The sequence below is a fragment of the Dendrosporobacter quercicolus genome, from assembly GCF_900104455.1.
Taxonomy (GTDB): Bacteria; Bacillota; Negativicutes; order DSM-1736; family Dendrosporobacteraceae; genus Dendrosporobacter; species Dendrosporobacter quercicolus.
On record NZ_FNHB01000004.1, the window covers coordinates 1 to 14,901 of the forward strand.

Sequence of the window (14,901 nt, forward strand, 5' to 3'; positions counted from 1 at the left end):
GCCGGTGACTCCGGTAACGCCGGTGGCTCCAGTAGCGCCAGCGCCGGTAGCGCCAGTGGCCCCGGTGGCCCCGGTAGAGCCGGTGACTCCGGTAACGCCGGTGGCTCCGGTAGCGCCAGCGCCGGTAGGTCCAGTAGCGCCGGTAACGCCAGTGTCTCCGGTAGGGCCGGTGGCTCCGGTAGCGCCAGCGCCGGTGGCCCCGGTAGCGCCAGTAGGACCGGTAGCGCCAGTAGCTCCAGTAGGGCCACTAGGCCCGCCGGATGGCCCAGTAGGGCCGGTAGGGCCAGTCGGGCCGGCAATTCCGGTTGCGCCAGTAGTTCCTGTAATGCCTGTGGGGCCAGCAGGCCCAGTGGGCCCAGCGGGCCCAACAAAACAGCAAGGATTATACATGTAATTGCAGCTGCAATTGCAGTTGCAGTTACAATGATGGTGATGTTTATAATAATGTCTCGTCCGAAGGTAGCGGAATTCGCCAAATGAATGGCTGTTTGATTTTCCAGAATAGTCCATAGATAAGCCTCCCTGATATTCATTCTATAGTATATTATGTTGTGACTATCAGGGAGGGACTAAGTTATTTGAGCTATGGCCGAAGATCTTATTTTTCATATTCCGCACATTTAGGCCATACAATGCTTCAAGCCTGCTCATGGTATTAAATACTTCATCTGGTGTGATACTATCCTTAGTATGTTAGAAGGGTGATCATCATGCCGCCAGATTTTAAAAATCAAAAGCGCACGCCTTATGCAGCATTGCTTTGGTCTGCGATGCTGCCCGGATTTGGCCAAATGTATAACCGGGATTTTATCGTCGGCGCTGTTTTAATTATTCTGGAGTTTGGTACTAATATTCTGGCTAAGTTGAACTACGCGATCATTCATTCCTTTAACCTTTCGCCGCAGGTAAATGAGCTTACCGACGCCAACTTCCAGTGGATGTTGTTTTATCCGGGGATTTGGAGCTATTCGATGTGGCAGGCCTATAATAAAGCCCGCGAAATAAACAGCGTAACTGAAAAAGGCGGAGCGGTTACGACGAAATTTACCGGCTTATTCGTTGGGTTAACCGTTTTTATGCAGTTGGGCGTAATCTGGCCGTTACTACATTCTCCCATTTTAACCGGGATAATTTTCGGATCTTTTGGTGCAGTCATAGGGGATTTTTGCGAAAAGTATTGGACTGCCGGCAGGTCCGGACAGCAGTTCAACGGCGAGTTACGGCAGGAAACTCAGTATCCATTGTATTTCTTTCCCATATTTGCCGGGAGTCCGGATGCTATCCTGTTAACCGCACCTGACGGAAAGATTTTTGATGCTAACCCTGCTGCCTGCGACTTGTTCGGGATGTCGCACAAGGAACTGCTTCGTAGCGGCAGAGGCGGTGTAGTTGATCCCGGGGTTTCATATTTCCAGTCTGTTCTTGAAAAAAGCAGACAAAATGGCGTGGCGGCAGCCGAATTGCGCTTTATCCGCAAAGATCAGACGCAGTTCCTGGGCGAAGTAGTTTCAAGCCTGCTTCGGACCAAGACCGGGAAAGTATATTTAAGCATCATCATCCGGGATTCCGGTTCCGCGGTAGATCAAGCGCGGGAGGGGCCATGAGCACCAGAACGAGGGAGCCGATTGGATGAACTGCTGGAATTTTTTATTTAGGCCTATACGACTTAAGGAGCCATGATAAAGACCGGTTAGTCAGACTTATAAATGATCAAGGAACCTGAGGCCAATCTGCAAATGTACAATATAGAAATATAATTGTCTATTCTGCAAAAACAATATTTGACATTAAGCGTTATTTATTATATAATAAATTATAAGTTGTTTGAATTTACAAACAACTGGCAACAACTCTATATTGTGCTTAGCCGCCACAGGATAGAAGACTGGGTGTGACATCACACTCGCCGGCACGTGCCGAATATCCGCAGTAGGGGGTTTTTTTTATGGGTAAAAGCAGTTTATTGCCTCATTGTGGAAAAGAAAAGCTGAATATGGGAGGAATTATTTAATGAAAGTATTTTGTTTACGTATGGTGCTGGTTTTGAGTTTGATATTCGTTTCTGCCGCCGGGGCTGCTGGTTCGGCGGAGATACCCCGCGAAATACCGCCGGGTGATCTGAAAATTGAACAATGGGCAGGGCAGGCCTTTACATTTCTTGCGCTAACTGCCGATAAGCAAGCCGGGGGCTATGAGATCTTTACAGCAGACCGGGCCGCTCAGGGATTTCAGGGAGACCGTTCAGCCCGTATTCCTTACTCTGAATATGTGGGAAAGCAGGTTACCGTTACCGAAACAGTGCCTTTTGCAGTTGGCTATAATCAGCAAGAGTACATGGTGAACATGACGGTAAATGACACCGGCGAGAAATTGACTGGGCGTACGATGCGCGGGCAACTGGAAGGTTTGGTGTTAACTGCTGATCTGAATAGCGCCCGGCAGCAGTTTTTGGGAAAAACGGTTTATTCTAAGTCTAGAGAGCTGTCAGGACTACAGGACACCGGCGGGGATAGTATGCGAATGCCAGTAGCCGTTACGATCGGCAGTCCGATGTCAGTGGTTGATGTATATGCCGGGAATCAATCGCAGGAGCCGATTTTACTGGTTGTTTTAGTAAATGGGAGAAAGGCTGTTTTACCTATTGCTTACAGTTGGACCAACAGGCCGGTTGAATCCTGGACTCAGACTCCGCCGTGGCAAGAAGCCTTATTTATGGAAGATCCAAGAATCAGCCTTGGCGGATCCGCTGATTTGTGGAATGAAATTCAAGCCGGAAATATAAAAGAAGGCATGACGAAAGAACAGGTACGGCTCAGTTGGGGTAAACCCTTCCAAACTGAAGCAAACGATTCGACTTGGTATTATGGCAGTAAAAAACTTAACTTTCGGGGAAATTTGCTGGATTCTATTGAAACCTTTGCCAACGACAGCGCGGCTTTAAGCGTTCATTGATCAAAAACAGAATAAAGGGGATAGGAATATGGAAAAAAGAAATGTGTACATACAAAAACTTGAAGAAAATTTAAACGAGTATAATGAAAAATTGGCAGAAATGAGAGCAAAAGTTGCTGAAGCCCAATCTGATATGAAAGCAGAGTACCTTTCCCAAATAGAAAACCTTGAAAGAAAACGGGATCATTTTGTGGCTGAATACGAGCAACTAAAGGAGTCTGGCGGACTGGCCTGGGACAATGTCAAAGCAGGCACTGAAAAAGCCTGGAAGGAATTAGAGGATGGTATTGCCAAGGCGATAACTCATTTCAAGTAGTAGAGCAAAAAATAATAGAGAATATTTCTGTTCTAATAAAATTCTAATATTGGGATGTTAATATATTACTATACTTCATTCACTAGTAACACGTTTGGCCCCTCAGCGTAACGCACTGAGGGGTATTTTTTTGCGATTGGCTGGCAGGCGGCTTCCGCGGCCGGCGGCTACCGGAAGAATTCGCCCCCCTGGCGGAATTCAGTCACCGCTGACACCTCCGGGTGAATGTCTGCATACGATAATACATATCGTTTTGCGTGCAAGGCAAAACCACTCACATTAGAAGGTCTGGAGGGGTTGGATGAAATCTGCATTAATTACCGGTATTACCGGACAGGATGGGGCTTATTTAGCCAAGCTATTATTAGATAAAGGGTATAAGGTATATGGACTGATTGCCCGCAGAGCAACAGCGACTACCTGGCGTCTGAACTTTTTAGGCATTGAACATGAGGTTGAACTGATCAGCGGGGATTTGACTGATCTAGCTTCAATTATCCGCGCGATTGTTACAGCCAAACCTTCGGAAGTATATAATCTGGGAGCACAAAGCTTTGTCGGCGCATCCTGGCAGCAAACCATCTTGACAGCGCAATCCACCGGTATAGGGGTTCTAAACGTATTAGAAGCCATCCGGCAAACGGATCAATCAATAAAGTTCTACCAGGCGTCAAGCAGTGAAATGTTTGGACTGATTCATGAAGCTGTTCAGTCTGAAACAACCCCGTTTTATCCGCGCAGTCCTTATGGCGTTGCAAAATTGTTTGGCCATTGGATGACGGTAAACTATCGTGAAAGTTTTCAGATGTTTAACTGCAGCGGTATTCTGTTTAATCATGAGTCCCCTCTTCGCGGTATCGAGTTTGTAACAAGAAAAGTTACGGACGCTGTAGCGAAAATAAAGCTGGGCAGGCAGCAGGAGCTGCGGCTGGGCAATATTGACGCAAAGCGGGACTGGGGGTTTGCCGGTGATTATGTCGAAGCAATGTGGTTAATGCTGCAGCAACATCAGCCGGACGACTACGTTATTGCTACCGGGCGGACAACTACGGTAAGAGATATGTGTAAGATTGCCTTTGCCTATGTTGGTCTCAACGATGAGGACTATGTTGTGATTGATCCGGTGTTTTACCGGCCGGCGGAAGTGGATGTTCTGCTCGGGAATCCGGCTAAAGCCAAAAAAATATTGGGCTGGGAAGCAAAAACAAGCCTGCGGCAACTCATTGAGATGATGGTTGATGTCGATCTAAGCAGAGTGAAAAGCGGGTTAAACTAAATTTGAGGGGTGTGAATTTTCGCTAATGGAATATACAGAGTTTGTAACCATTGCCATTTTGGCCAAGGACAAAGCTCATGTTTTACCATTATATCTTCGTTTGATTGAGAGTCAGACTTATCCGGCTGCCAGGATCAAGCTGTATATTCGCACAAATAACAACAAAGATAATACTGCGACTATTCTTGAGCAGTGGATAGAAAAAGTACGGGGCAAATATTCTGAAATTTATTATGATGCCAGTGATGTTAAGGAACGGGTGCAGGATTATGGTCCGCATGACTGGAATCCGTTAAAGCTCTCGGTGCTGACCAGGCTGCGCCAGGAGTCGGTGGAATGGGCCAAAGACCGGGGAACTCACTATTTTGTCGTTGACTGCGATAATTTTATTATTCCTGAGACCTTGGAGATCCTGCTGCATACCGGGCTGCCGGTGATTGGGCCGCTGCTTAAAAACGGCGATAATTTGTTGAGCAATTATGCCAATTTTCACTTTGTCACCGATGAAAATGGTTACTATAAGTATTCAAATTTATATTTTGAAATATTGTACCAGTCAATTAAAGGATTAATTGAGGTAGAAGTCATTCACTGTACTTACCTGGTACGGAGTGAAGTTTTAAATCACGCCACCTATATTGACGGCAGCGGCCGCTATGACTATGTCATATTCAGCGATGCCCTGCGAAAAGCGGGCATACCGCAGTATATCGACAATCGCCGTGATTATGGCAAGCTTACTTTTTGCAATACCGAGGAAGAATTTAAAGAAAAAAACATCATCGTAGGCTAGTGTCTTGGCAAAGTTGTGAATTAGGATTAGACAGTATAGATTTAAGATTCCAGACGTAGGTAGCATCGATACCGGCTGCGTCCGATAACAGAACATTCCTGGACGGGGTGTTTCTCAAGAAGGCGTGTCACAGTGCGTTTTTTAAAAAACGCACTGTGACACGCCTTCTGATAGTACCGGGATTGTTTCAGGCTGCTTTCAGGAAATCCTCATCCGCAGCCCGCAAGGCGGCTTCATTCAGGTTGGCCGGCCAAACCGTGTACCAATTGCCAGTGCTCCTCTGTTACGGGCATGACCGAAAGGCGGGATTGCCGGACAAGCTCCCATTCGGCAAAAGCGGGATTCCGCTTTATTTCTTTTAGGGTTACCGGCCAGGTCAGGCGGTAGCGTGGTTTGACATCAACAACCAAGAAGCGCTTATCGGCTTCAGACGGATCCGGGTAAGGGGATGAAACTACTTCGGCTACCCCGACGACTGATTTTTCCTTGCCGGTATGGTAAATGAAGACAAGATCTTCCGGCTTCATCCGGCCGATGTGTTTCAAAGCTGTAAAGTTTTTTACGCCATTCCAGCGGTCGCGGCCTACGCGTTCAAGGTCAGTATAACTATAACTATCCGGTTCAGTTTTGGCAAGCCAATAAGCCATAAGCGTTCTCTCCTGTCAATCAATAGTTTTAGTGCTATTATAGCGTATTGAGTTCGGTGCAGTAAAATTAGTTTGCCCGGAATTTCAAAACTTAGTGCTTTTTGACAAAGCCCGCCAATGTCAATATAATGAACATGGGAAAAGCTGAGGTGAACCATGAAAATTGCAATATTAGTCCGGGAAGAGACTATGCAGCGTTGTACCGGCAAGGGCTGCCTGAACGCTTTTTTTCAGTGCAAAGATGCTTTTGCGCGTTATCAGGGAGATATTGAGCTTGTCACTTTTTCGCATGCCGGCGGCGATATTGAGCATAAAATTGCAATGATGTTGAAAAACGGTGTGGAAACGGTGCATTTATCAACTTGCCTAAGAGGGAAAGCCAAAAACTATGAGGAATTGGCCAAACGTCTGAGCCGGCATTTTGCTGTTGTCGGGTATACCCACGGGCCGGAGACCGGACGGGAACGCGCCGCAATTATTCTGGAAAAAGGCGGTTCAATTCGTGTTTAGGGCAATAATTTAAAGATATGTCAAAAACCGGGTTGACAGTATTGGCTGAATGCCTTAAAATTTAGCCAATATAACTTATAGGGAATTGAGATAGAGGTGCGGTGTAATAAGAGTATGTGCCCCGAGTTGCCGGCGATGACGGGTGCAGAACGGATTAACCGCCGAAGCAGTGGTTTCTTGGCTGGAAACCATGGCTGGTTCTGTGTTGAATAAATACAGGACTGTCATACGTAACCGTATGGAGCGCTATCTTGCACTGCTGGGCGTAAAGTATGCTTTTTTAGCGGTTTGCGAGATGCTCCTCGCAAACCGCTTTGCTATTTTGCTGATATGCTAAAATTGATAACTGGAGGCGCTATTATGGCGAAAAAAACGCTACCTTTTACTAAGCAACAGCTGGAGGAAATTATCCGGCAATATCCAACCCCTTTTCATATTTACGATGAAGCTGCCATTCGTAAAAATGCCCGTCAGCTATTGGCGGCGTTTTCATGGGCTCCCCGGTTTAAGGAATATTTTGCCATAAAAGCTACGCCAAACCCGGTAATCCTGAAATTTCTGCGGGAAGAGGGAATCGGCGCGGACTGTAGTTCTCTGCCGGAGCTTTTGCTGGCGGAAATGGCCGGTATTACAGGGGAAGATATTATGTTCTCCTCTAATGATACGCCGGCGGCGGAGTTTCAAGCAGCACGGAAAATGGGCGCGATTATCAATCTTGATGATATCAGCCATATCGATTACCTGGAAAAACATGCCGGTATTCCGGAGATTATTTCTTTCCGTTATAATCCCGGGCCGTTAATGAAAAACGGCAATACCATTATCGGTTACCCGGAAGAGGCCAAGTATGGCCTGACCAAGGAGCAGATTTTGCAAGCCTATCCGATCATGAAAGGCAAGGGAGTAAAACGGTTTGGCATTCATACCATGGTTATTTCTAATGAATTAAATGCCGACAGCTTTATTGCCACAGCCGACATGATGTTTGACCTTATTGTAGAACTCAAGAAAAATCTGGAAATTGACATTGAGTTTGTCAATTTTGGCGGCGGCATTGGCATTCCTTACAAACCGGAGCAGGAACCGGTTGATCTGGCCTATGTCGGCCAGGGAATTAAAAAAAGCTATGAAGAAAAAATTACGGCCAATGGCTTGCAGCCGCTGCGTATTGCCATGGAATGCGGGCGAATGATTACCGGTCCTTATGGTTATCTGGTGGCAACCGTTCTGCATAAAAAAGAAATTTACAAAAACTACGTGGGCCTGGATGCCTGCATGACAAATTTAATGCGTCCTGCGCTTTATGGCGCATATCATCATATTACCGTGGTCGGAAAAGAAGGACTGCCGTTAGATCACGTTTATGATGTGACCGGCTCGCTGTGCGAGAATAATGACAAGTTTGCCGTTGACCGTCAGTTGCCGGCCATCGAGATTGGCGACAGGGTTGTTATTCACGACGCCGGAGCACATGGCTTTGCGATGGGTTTTAATTATAATGGCAAGCTGCGTTCAGCCGAGTTGCTGCTTAAAGCTGACGGCGGCGTCGAATTAATCCGCAGGGCCGAAACCATTGCCGATTATTTTGCAACTTTGGATGTACCGGCGACCGGTTTGCAGGCTGCCGCCACTAAATCGCAAAACAATTTGTAGTTTGACATAAGGGTAACTAATTATTTTACATTGCGCTGTCTCGAAATAGAGGCAGCTTCTTTTCTTCTGCAAACAGCTTAAAATGTTTTGGCAATCACAGTGGCCGGATTTGTTTTTTGCAGGTATGATGAAGCAGGATGGCTCGTTACTTTTTGGTTCATATAGCGTTATAAATAGATACTGGATGGTTTTGACAGGAGGCGGCGGTTTTCAAGGTGAATGATGAAAGTACATTGATTGCGAAAGCAAAGGCTGGCGATCGCGAAGCGCTAAATACCTTGATTTCTAACTATTGGCAGCCGGTTTACCGGCTGATTTACCACCGGCTCGGGAATGAAGATGATGCCCGGGAACTAACCCAGGATACCTTGATGAAAGCCTTTCGCGCTTTGCCGCGCTATCAAATTTTGACGGTTCCGTTTAAACGTTATCTACAGAGGATTGCCGTTAATCTGGTGACTGATTTCTGGCGCAAGAATGGGCGGATGCCGAAGGCTTACGATATTGCCGAATATCAGGAATTCATTGTCGATAGAAGCGAGCGTCCTGAGGAATATGCCCTGCGGCTGGAGAATGAGCAGCAAATAGCGCGTTTGGTCGAAGGGTTGCCGGAAGATCAGCGCCAGGCAATAAAGTTAAGAGTGATTTTAGGTTTATCTATTCGTGACACTGCTTTGCAGATGAATAGGACCGAGCCGGCAGTTAAAATGCTGCAACAACGGGCTTTGAAAAACTTGCGAAATCAGTTTATACGAAACTGTACAGAGCAGGAGGGCTGATACTGACCAGCGGCGTAAATGAGGAGGGCGGGGCAATGTGTAAAGATAACGAGGTAAATCAGGCTGAGATTCTTTCAGAGTTGCTGGATGATTTAAATGGTGGCCGTCAGCCTGAAGTTGCCGATAAGGAAGTCGGGGAATTGCTGGAAATGGCTGTTTTGGTCAAACGCAGTCAGGATCCCATACCCCGGTTACTGGTATCTCAAATGGCCGACAAGCTGGCAACGGAGCTGGGCGGACCAAAGCAAAAACAGCATAGAAGGTTTATCTGTGGCGGCCTGGCCAGTACGGCGGCGGCGGTATGTCTGGCTGTGTTTATACAGCTTTCGCCTCAGGCTGCTGATCCCCAGGTTGCCCGTCAGCCTGAAAGCAGTCAACAGGCAAGGGTGGCAGGCGATTTCGGCCAGGCGGTTAACAAATCAGGAAATGAAACCCTGCCGCAGCCTCAGAGCGGCCAGAACCGCGAAGTTCCCGTACCCCGGCCTATCGAAGAAAAAGCAGGCCGATCAGCCGCCCCGCCGCCGGAACACGGGATACGGCCAGAGCAGCCTGCAGATAAACCGCTCCAAAGTATATTAGCGAACAGAACTGCAAGTGTTGATTCCATAACCGGTAAAGCCGGAAGGGAAATGACAGTGATGATGACGCTGCCCGGGCAGGAAGCGCCGCAGGTAACGATTGATGAAACGGCCGGGATGATCCGGCAAGTCTACCACTATGGCAGTAAGGATGAGGTGATGATTATCCAAAGGCGGCTCGAGCGAGAAAGTTTCAAAAAGTTAAATGACCTTTCGCCGTACAGCGAAACGCCGGTGCCTGGTGATGAAACAGCGGTTCAACCTTTGGCCGCGGATAGGGTCAACAGCATTACTGTGCAGGTTGACCAGTATGAGATAATCATTACCGGCCCCAAAACCCCGGAGCAATTGGAAAAAATGGCGGCTTCGCTGGTTGCCGCAGAAATTCCATATTAGCTCATTTGCGTTAAAAACGATAGAAAATTTTTTCGTAAACGAGGCCACGTGCAGCGCTTAGCGCAGGGAATATGATTTTTCATACAGTTGAGGAAATAGCACCCGTTACTTTTCGAATGCTATTTCCGTTTATCCTTATGAAGCTTAATTTACAGGAGGGAATTACACAATGTTGAAAAAAATAATTCTGGTATTGACGATGACCTTGCTGCTGGCTGTCCCTGCATTTGGCAATGCCGCCCCGAAAACAGTAATTCAGGTGACTGGCAATAGTCAAAAAGAGATTTCACCGGATGTTGCCCGCATTAGCCTTTCTATTCATTCCATTGATGCTGATCTGGAAAAGGCGAAGAATGACAATACCAATATTGCCAACCAGGTATTAGACAGTATAAAGGCGCGTGGTGTGACGGACGAACAAATAAAAACCGATACATATCAGATAAACCCGGTATACCATTATGAAAAAGACCGCTTGCCGGAGCTGAAAGGCTATCGTGTAACCGAGCGTGTCGAAATCCGTACGCCGCTCGACCAGGCCGGCATTCTGGTGAATGAAGTTACCAAGGCCGGGGCCAATGAGATTCATTATATCCGCTTTGAGACAACAAATGAAACAGAAAGTAAAGATGAGGCATTACAGGAGGCTGTCAGGGATGCCGTCCGCAAGGCGGAAGTGATTGCCGCCGCACTGAATAAAAAAGTAGTCCGGGTTTCCCAGGTCAATGAGTCCGGTGTGTTTTATCAGCCGGTAGTGCTGGAAAGCCGTATGCTGAAAGCCGTCAGCGCAGATGGAGCGGAACCCAATATTCCGGCCGGTAAAGTAACAGTGAGCGCAAGCGTACAGGTAACGGTCGAGTTAAAATAGAATTGAATTTTGGCCAAAACCCGCGAATTATGCGGGTTTTGGCGTCTGAGGAAGCTATTTGGTGTAGGAAGCCGGTATTTGCGGTCCTAAAATCAGGAATATGTTGGCCGAAGGACTTTAGAAATTTTGTTGAACAGCCGATATATATAGTAGTGTTGTTGGCAACATGCTTATCATGGGAGGGATCAGAATGCAAAACATAACATTGGATGAAATACAGCCAGGCATGTATCTGTCAAAGGCGCTGATTTCAAATGATGGTACGGTTTTACTACATGAAGGCATAGAAATGAAGGAAAGGTATATTCAATATCTCCGCAATAAGGGAATTACATCACTGTTCGTTGGAGAACCGGATTTTCATGGAATAGCAGATGTTAAAGAATATTTCTATGACCAAGGACAACGGCAGGCGGCGGTTGAAGAGGCCCGGAGCATTGTGGCGGGGTTTCAGGCCGGCAAGGGAATAAAGCTGGATGGCGTCAAAAACATTGTCAGCGATATGGTCGCCCAGCTAAGCCGGAATCCGGGCAATATGCTGCATTTGCTTGACTTGCGCCGTAAAGAGGAATATATGTTTTCCCATGCGGTCAATACTTGTGTGTTGGCGGTGATGGCCGGATTGGCTTTGGGGTATGAACGGAAACAGTTGGATGAGCTTGGCCTGGCGGCTATGCTTCATGATATCGGCATGACGAAATTGCCGCCGCAGCTGGCCAGGCAGTTCCCCCGGGATTTGGCCAGGGAGGAAAAAGAGGAATACCGGCGGCATCCGTTTTATTCACTGGAAATTCTGCGCAAGAATCCCACCTTATCCAATGATGTGATTAATGCCTGCTTTCAGCACCATGAGCGTTGGAACGGCAGCGGCTATCCGATGGGAATTGCGGGAAATGCCATTTCAGAGTACGCTCAGATTATCGGTATCGCCGATGTCTATGATCGTTTGATTGTCGGGCTGCCGCACCGATTAGCGACGCCGGTATATTATGCGGTTGCTATACTGAATAAAGCTGCCGGTCAATATTTTAATCCGGCGATGATTGAGAAGTTTAATCAGAGTATCGCTATCTACCCAATGGGTAAAGCAGTACGGCTGAATAATCAGCAATGCGGCGTAATTCTTGGCGTTAGCTTAAAAAATAAGAATACGCCTGTTGTACGGATTATTGCTGACGATCATCTAAACAGACCGCCGCTTGAACTGGATCTGAGCAAAAATCCGGAGCTTTTTATTATTGACTTTGAAGAGCGGAATTTTAGTTATACCCAAAATTATGCCGATCAGGCCTATGTTGTGCATACCAAAAGGCCGCCGGTATAACTGGGACGTTAATAACAGCCGCGATTAAGCCTGCAATTTTGCGGGCTTGTTTTTTATGCTCAGGTCGTATAATATTCGGAAAATTTGCCGGTATTCATTATTTACACAGGTTTTCCCCTTGACGGCGTCTAAGTATCAGTAGATGATTGTTTTCATCGTACAGCCGTCGGTGAGGAGGAGTAATATGGAATTAAAGCGGTGTCCCTGGGCTAAGACTGATTTAGAGATAGAATATCATGATAAGGTCTGGGGCAAGCCAGTGCATGACGATTTACTCTTATTTGAAATGCTTATCCTGGAAGGTATGCAGGCCGGGTTAAGCTGGGTTACGATTCTTAATAAACGTGAAGCAATGCGGAACGCCTTTGATGGATTTGCCCCGCAGCTTATTGCCCGGTATGATGATGAAAAAAAGGCGGCTTTGCTGCTGAACCCTGGAATTATTCGCAATAAAGCCAAAGTCAATGCCTTGGTACTCAATGCGCAAGCCTTTTTACGGACGCAGCAGGAATACCAAACATTTGACCGCTATATCTGGGGATTTGTCAGTCATAAGCCATTGATTAACGCCTGGACCAACACTGCCCAAATACCTGCTCAAACCGCGATTTCAATTGCTATGAGCAAGGATTTGCTATTACGGGGTTTTAAATTTGCCGGGCCAACCATTTGTTACGCTTTTATGCAGGCGGTGGGTATGGTCAATGACCATATGGTATGGTGCGAACAGTATTCACAATGCTGACAGGTTAGGAATTTTATGGTGGACACAGGACTTTGGCGCCGCTGCAGCGAATAAACGATAATAAAAATCTGGTGGAAAATTGCGGGTGCGCAGGATTGCTGCACTCCTGTTTTGAACAGAGAATGGAGTGATGAAAATGTCATTAACACCAAAGAACACAGTGATAGGTTTTATTGGAACCGGAGTGATGGGCAAAAGTATGGCTGGTCATTTACTGAAGGCCGGCTATAGTCTCAAAGTTTATAACCGGACAAAGGCTAAGGCGCAGGAACTTCTGGAGCAGGGCGCCCTATGGTCGGAGAAGGTGGCCGAGCTGGCGGCTGAATGCCAGGTGATTATCACGATGATTGGCTATCCGAAAGATGTTGAAGCAATCTATTTTGGCAATGACGGTCTGTTGTATAATGCTAAACCGGGAACATATCTCCTGGACATGACAACTTCATCACCGGAACTGGCTGTCCGTATTGAACAGGCAGCGAAAGCGAAAAGCTTGCAAGCGCTGGATGCACCGGTTTCAGGCGGTGATGTGGGGGCCAAAGAGGCGCGGCTGGCCATTATGGTGGGCGGTGAGTCTGAAGCTTTTGCAGCTGTTCGTCCAATCCTGGAACTAATGGGCAAAAATATTGTTTTGCAGGGGCCAGCCGGCGCCGGGCAGCATACCAAGATGTGCAATCAGATTGCCATTGCCGCTAACATGATGGGGGTTTGTGAAGCAATGGCTTATGCCCAAAAGGCAGGGCTTGATCCTAAGGTTGTACTTCAAAGCATTGAGACTGGAGCGGCCGGCAGCTGGTCTCTGAGCAATTTAGCTCCCCGGATGCTGGCGGGAAATTTTGAACCAGGCTTCTATATTAAGCATTTTATCAAAGATATGAGAATTGCGATCGAATCTGCGCAGCAAATGGGCCTAAATACGCCGGCCTTGGATTTGGCGGTAAAGCTGTATGAACAACTGGCCGCTCAGGGGGAAGAGAACAGCGGTACGCAGGCTTTATTTAAATATTATCGTTGAGCGAAGGTTGGCTGACGTAAATAAGCCGTTCCGTATATTCCTCTATAATGAGGGAATCGGAGCGGCTTATTTTTGTTGCTAAACTGCAATTAACCCACTATGCTTTTCTTGCTTGGCCGCGATCATAAGAGCCGCAGAAACGTTTGCGGAACAAAGAATGATGAAGCAGCCTAATTTGCGCCCGTACAGGCGGAACCAATTGGTACGATCCTGCCAAAAGAATTTTCTGTTTACGGCGCGATAGCAACCTGGAAAATGGTTATGCTCCCTTTAATCGGCTCTGTCACGAACAATGTGCTGGTAGTGGAATTGAGCAGTTGCACGGTAGCCGGGGGAGTAGTGACTGCAATTAAAGCATCTCCAGCGACTTGTGCGGCCATAATCGGCGAGTAGACTTGAACATTGTCGCCAGTCGAAGCGGTGAGGGTAAATGCCGGGTTATCCGTTCCATCAGTGCCATCAACGGATACTATCCAGTGGATATAATAGATTCCTTCCTGGGTGATGGTTAGTGTGCCTGTCGCAGGATCGTTGGTAATAAATGGTGATTGATTGCTTATGACTGTATCAAATGTGACAGGATCGCCTGGTGCAATTGTCGTTGTCGCAGCATCAGCCAATTGTACCTGGATTCCTTGGATTTCTGCTGCCGGACTGTCAGCGCCAGTAGGACCGGTAACGCCAGTCTCACCAGTAGCCCCAGTTTCACCGACAGCGCCAGTCTCACCGGTAGCCCCAGTCTCACCAGTAGCGCCGGTCTCGCCGGTAGCGCCGGTTTCACCAGTAGCACCGGTCTCGCCAACAGCCCCGGTTTCACCGGTAGCGCCAGTCTCGCCAGTAGCGCCAGTCTCGCCAGTAGCGCCGGTCTCGCCAACAGCGCCAGTCTCGCCAGTGGCACCGGTCTCGCCGGTAGCGCCGGTTTCACCAGTAGCGCCAGTTTCGCCAACAGCACCAGTCTCGCCAGTAGCACCGGTTTCACCGGTAGCGCCGGTCTCGCCAGTAGCACCGGTTTCACCGGTAGCGCCGGTCTCGCCAGTAGCACCGGTTTC

General features: G+C 47.6%; 16 protein-coding genes and 1 riboswitch. Of the genes, 13 read left to right on the forward strand and 3 right to left on the reverse strand.

The features are described 5' to 3' along the window. Positions 1 to 390, reverse strand: a 390-nt coding sequence (locus BLR06_RS09330) for a hypothetical protein (RefSeq protein WP_217636873.1), incomplete at its 3' end; no start/stop codon positions are given. 320 nt (positions 391 to 710) lie between these two features. Between BLR06_RS09330 and BLR06_RS09335 the strand changes: the two genes are divergently transcribed. The 5 genes from BLR06_RS09335 to BLR06_RS09355 all read left to right on the forward strand — a co-directional run bounded on the left by BLR06_RS09335 (position 711) and on the right by BLR06_RS09355 (position 5,337). Then, entirely contained in the window at positions 711 to 1,604 is an 894-nt protein-coding gene (locus BLR06_RS09335) for a PAS domain-containing protein (RefSeq protein WP_092071939.1), read from the forward strand. Between the two features lie 406 nt (positions 1,605 to 2,010). Continuing rightward, the gene (locus BLR06_RS09340) at positions 2,011 to 2,952 is read left to right on the forward strand and encodes a hypothetical protein (protein ID WP_092071942.1); all 942 of its coding nucleotides are present in this window, start codon (positions 2,011 to 2,013) and stop codon (positions 2,950 to 2,952) included. Positions 2,953 to 2,980: 28 nt separating this feature from the next. Beyond that, positions 2,981 to 3,268: a sll1863 family stress response protein gene (locus tag BLR06_RS09345; RefSeq protein ID WP_092071946.1), complete on the forward strand. Its 288-nt coding sequence runs from the start codon at positions 2,981 to 2,983 to the stop codon at positions 3,266 to 3,268. A 301-nt stretch (positions 3,269 to 3,569) separates the two neighbouring features. Continuing rightward, positions 3,570 to 4,544, forward strand: a complete 975-nt coding sequence (gmd, locus tag BLR06_RS09350) for a GDP-mannose 4,6-dehydratase (RefSeq protein ID WP_092071949.1) — start codon at positions 3,570 to 3,572, stop codon at positions 4,542 to 4,544. Between the two features lie 25 nt (positions 4,545 to 4,569). Continuing rightward, positions 4,570 to 5,337, forward strand: a complete 768-nt coding sequence (locus BLR06_RS09355; RefSeq protein ID WP_092071952.1) for a glycosyltransferase family 2 protein — start codon at positions 4,570 to 4,572, stop codon at positions 5,335 to 5,337. Between the two features lie 233 nt (positions 5,338 to 5,570). Here the strand turns inward: BLR06_RS09355 and BLR06_RS09360 are convergent, their stop codons facing one another. After that, a complete protein-coding gene (locus BLR06_RS09360; protein WP_092071955.1) occupies positions 5,571 to 5,984 on the reverse strand; it encodes an EVE domain-containing protein in 414 nt (137 codons plus the stop codon). A gap of 156 nt (positions 5,985 to 6,140) precedes the next feature. On the opposite strand from BLR06_RS09360, the gene BLR06_RS09365 reads away from it, so the two are divergent. The 8 genes from BLR06_RS09365 (at position 6,141) to BLR06_RS09405 (ending at position 13,852) form a co-directional block, all read left to right on the forward strand. Continuing rightward, the gene (locus BLR06_RS09365; protein ID WP_092071957.1) at positions 6,141 to 6,494 is read left to right on the forward strand and encodes a CGGC domain-containing protein; all 354 of its coding nucleotides are present in this window, start codon (positions 6,141 to 6,143) and stop codon (positions 6,492 to 6,494) included. A gap of 83 nt (positions 6,495 to 6,577) precedes the next feature. Continuing rightward, positions 6,578 to 6,751, forward strand: a riboswitch (Lysine riboswitch). Between the two features lie 103 nt (positions 6,752 to 6,854). After that, a complete protein-coding gene (gene lysA / locus BLR06_RS09375) occupies positions 6,855 to 8,147 on the forward strand; it encodes a diaminopimelate decarboxylase (RefSeq protein ID WP_092071963.1) in 1,293 nt (430 codons plus the stop codon). A 215-nt stretch (positions 8,148 to 8,362) separates the two neighbouring features. After that, on the forward strand, positions 8,363 to 8,926 hold the full coding sequence (locus tag BLR06_RS09380) for an RNA polymerase sigma factor (protein ID WP_092071966.1): 564 nt from the start codon (positions 8,363 to 8,365) through the stop codon (positions 8,924 to 8,926). Between the two features lie 35 nt (positions 8,927 to 8,961). Then, positions 8,962 to 9,900, forward strand: coding sequence for a hypothetical protein (locus tag BLR06_RS09385; RefSeq protein WP_092071971.1), 939 nt, complete (start codon positions 8,962 to 8,964; stop codon positions 9,898 to 9,900). Positions 9,901 to 10,069: 169 nt separating this feature from the next. Beyond that, on the forward strand, positions 10,070 to 10,768 hold the full coding sequence (locus tag BLR06_RS09390) for an SIMPL domain-containing protein (RefSeq protein ID WP_092071974.1): 699 nt from the start codon (positions 10,070 to 10,072) through the stop codon (positions 10,766 to 10,768). Positions 10,769 to 10,958: 190 nt separating this feature from the next. Continuing rightward, positions 10,959 to 12,092, forward strand: coding sequence for an HD-GYP domain-containing protein (locus BLR06_RS09395; protein WP_245698099.1), 1,134 nt, complete (start codon positions 10,959 to 10,961; stop codon positions 12,090 to 12,092). Between the two features lie 184 nt (positions 12,093 to 12,276). After that, positions 12,277 to 12,837: a DNA-3-methyladenine glycosylase I gene (locus BLR06_RS09400; RefSeq protein WP_092071977.1), complete on the forward strand. Its 561-nt coding sequence runs from the start codon at positions 12,277 to 12,279 to the stop codon at positions 12,835 to 12,837. Between the two features lie 136 nt (positions 12,838 to 12,973). After that, positions 12,974 to 13,852, forward strand: coding sequence for an NAD(P)-dependent oxidoreductase (locus BLR06_RS09405; RefSeq protein ID WP_092071980.1), 879 nt, complete (start codon positions 12,974 to 12,976; stop codon positions 13,850 to 13,852). Positions 13,853 to 14,082: 230 nt separating this feature from the next. Here the strand turns inward: BLR06_RS09405 and BLR06_RS19515 are convergent. Continuing rightward, positions 14,083 to 14,901: complement C1q domain-containing protein (locus tag BLR06_RS19515; protein WP_217636875.1), on the reverse strand; the 819-nt coding region annotated here is incomplete at its 5' end.

What these genes read in the sequence shown, in the direction of transcription:
- BLR06_RS09335 (WP_092071939.1), top strand. Translation starts at nt 711, where the DNA reads ATGCCGCCAGATTTTAAAAATCAAAAGCGCACGCCTTATGCAGCATTG.
- BLR06_RS09340 (WP_092071942.1), top strand. Translation starts at nt 2,011, where the DNA reads ATGAAAGTATTTTGTTTACGTATGGTGCTGGTTTTGAGTTTGATATTC.
- BLR06_RS09345 (WP_092071946.1), top strand. Translation starts at nt 2,981, where the DNA reads ATGGAAAAAAGAAATGTGTACATACAAAAACTTGAAGAAAATTTAAAC.
- gmd (WP_092071949.1), top strand. Translation starts at nt 3,570, where the DNA reads ATGAAATCTGCATTAATTACCGGTATTACCGGACAGGATGGGGCTTAT.
- BLR06_RS09355 (WP_092071952.1), top strand. Translation starts at nt 4,570, where the DNA reads ATGGAATATACAGAGTTTGTAACCATTGCCATTTTGGCCAAGGACAAA.
- BLR06_RS09360 (WP_092071955.1), bottom strand. Translation starts at nt 5,984, where the DNA reads ATGGCTTATTGGCTTGCCAAAACTGAACCGGATAGTTATAGTTATACT.
- BLR06_RS09365 (WP_092071957.1), top strand. Translation starts at nt 6,141, where the DNA reads ATGAAAATTGCAATATTAGTCCGGGAAGAGACTATGCAGCGTTGTACC.
- lysA (WP_092071963.1), top strand. Translation starts at nt 6,855, where the DNA reads ATGGCGAAAAAAACGCTACCTTTTACTAAGCAACAGCTGGAGGAAATT.
- BLR06_RS09385 (WP_092071971.1), top strand. Translation starts at nt 8,962, where the DNA reads ATGTGTAAAGATAACGAGGTAAATCAGGCTGAGATTCTTTCAGAGTTG.
- BLR06_RS09390 (WP_092071974.1), top strand. Translation starts at nt 10,070, where the DNA reads ATGTTGAAAAAAATAATTCTGGTATTGACGATGACCTTGCTGCTGGCT.
- BLR06_RS09395 (WP_245698099.1), top strand. Translation starts at nt 10,959, where the DNA reads ATGCAAAACATAACATTGGATGAAATACAGCCAGGCATGTATCTGTCA.
- BLR06_RS09400 (WP_092071977.1), top strand. Translation starts at nt 12,277, where the DNA reads ATGGAATTAAAGCGGTGTCCCTGGGCTAAGACTGATTTAGAGATAGAA.
- BLR06_RS09405 (WP_092071980.1), top strand. Translation starts at nt 12,974, where the DNA reads ATGTCATTAACACCAAAGAACACAGTGATAGGTTTTATTGGAACCGGA.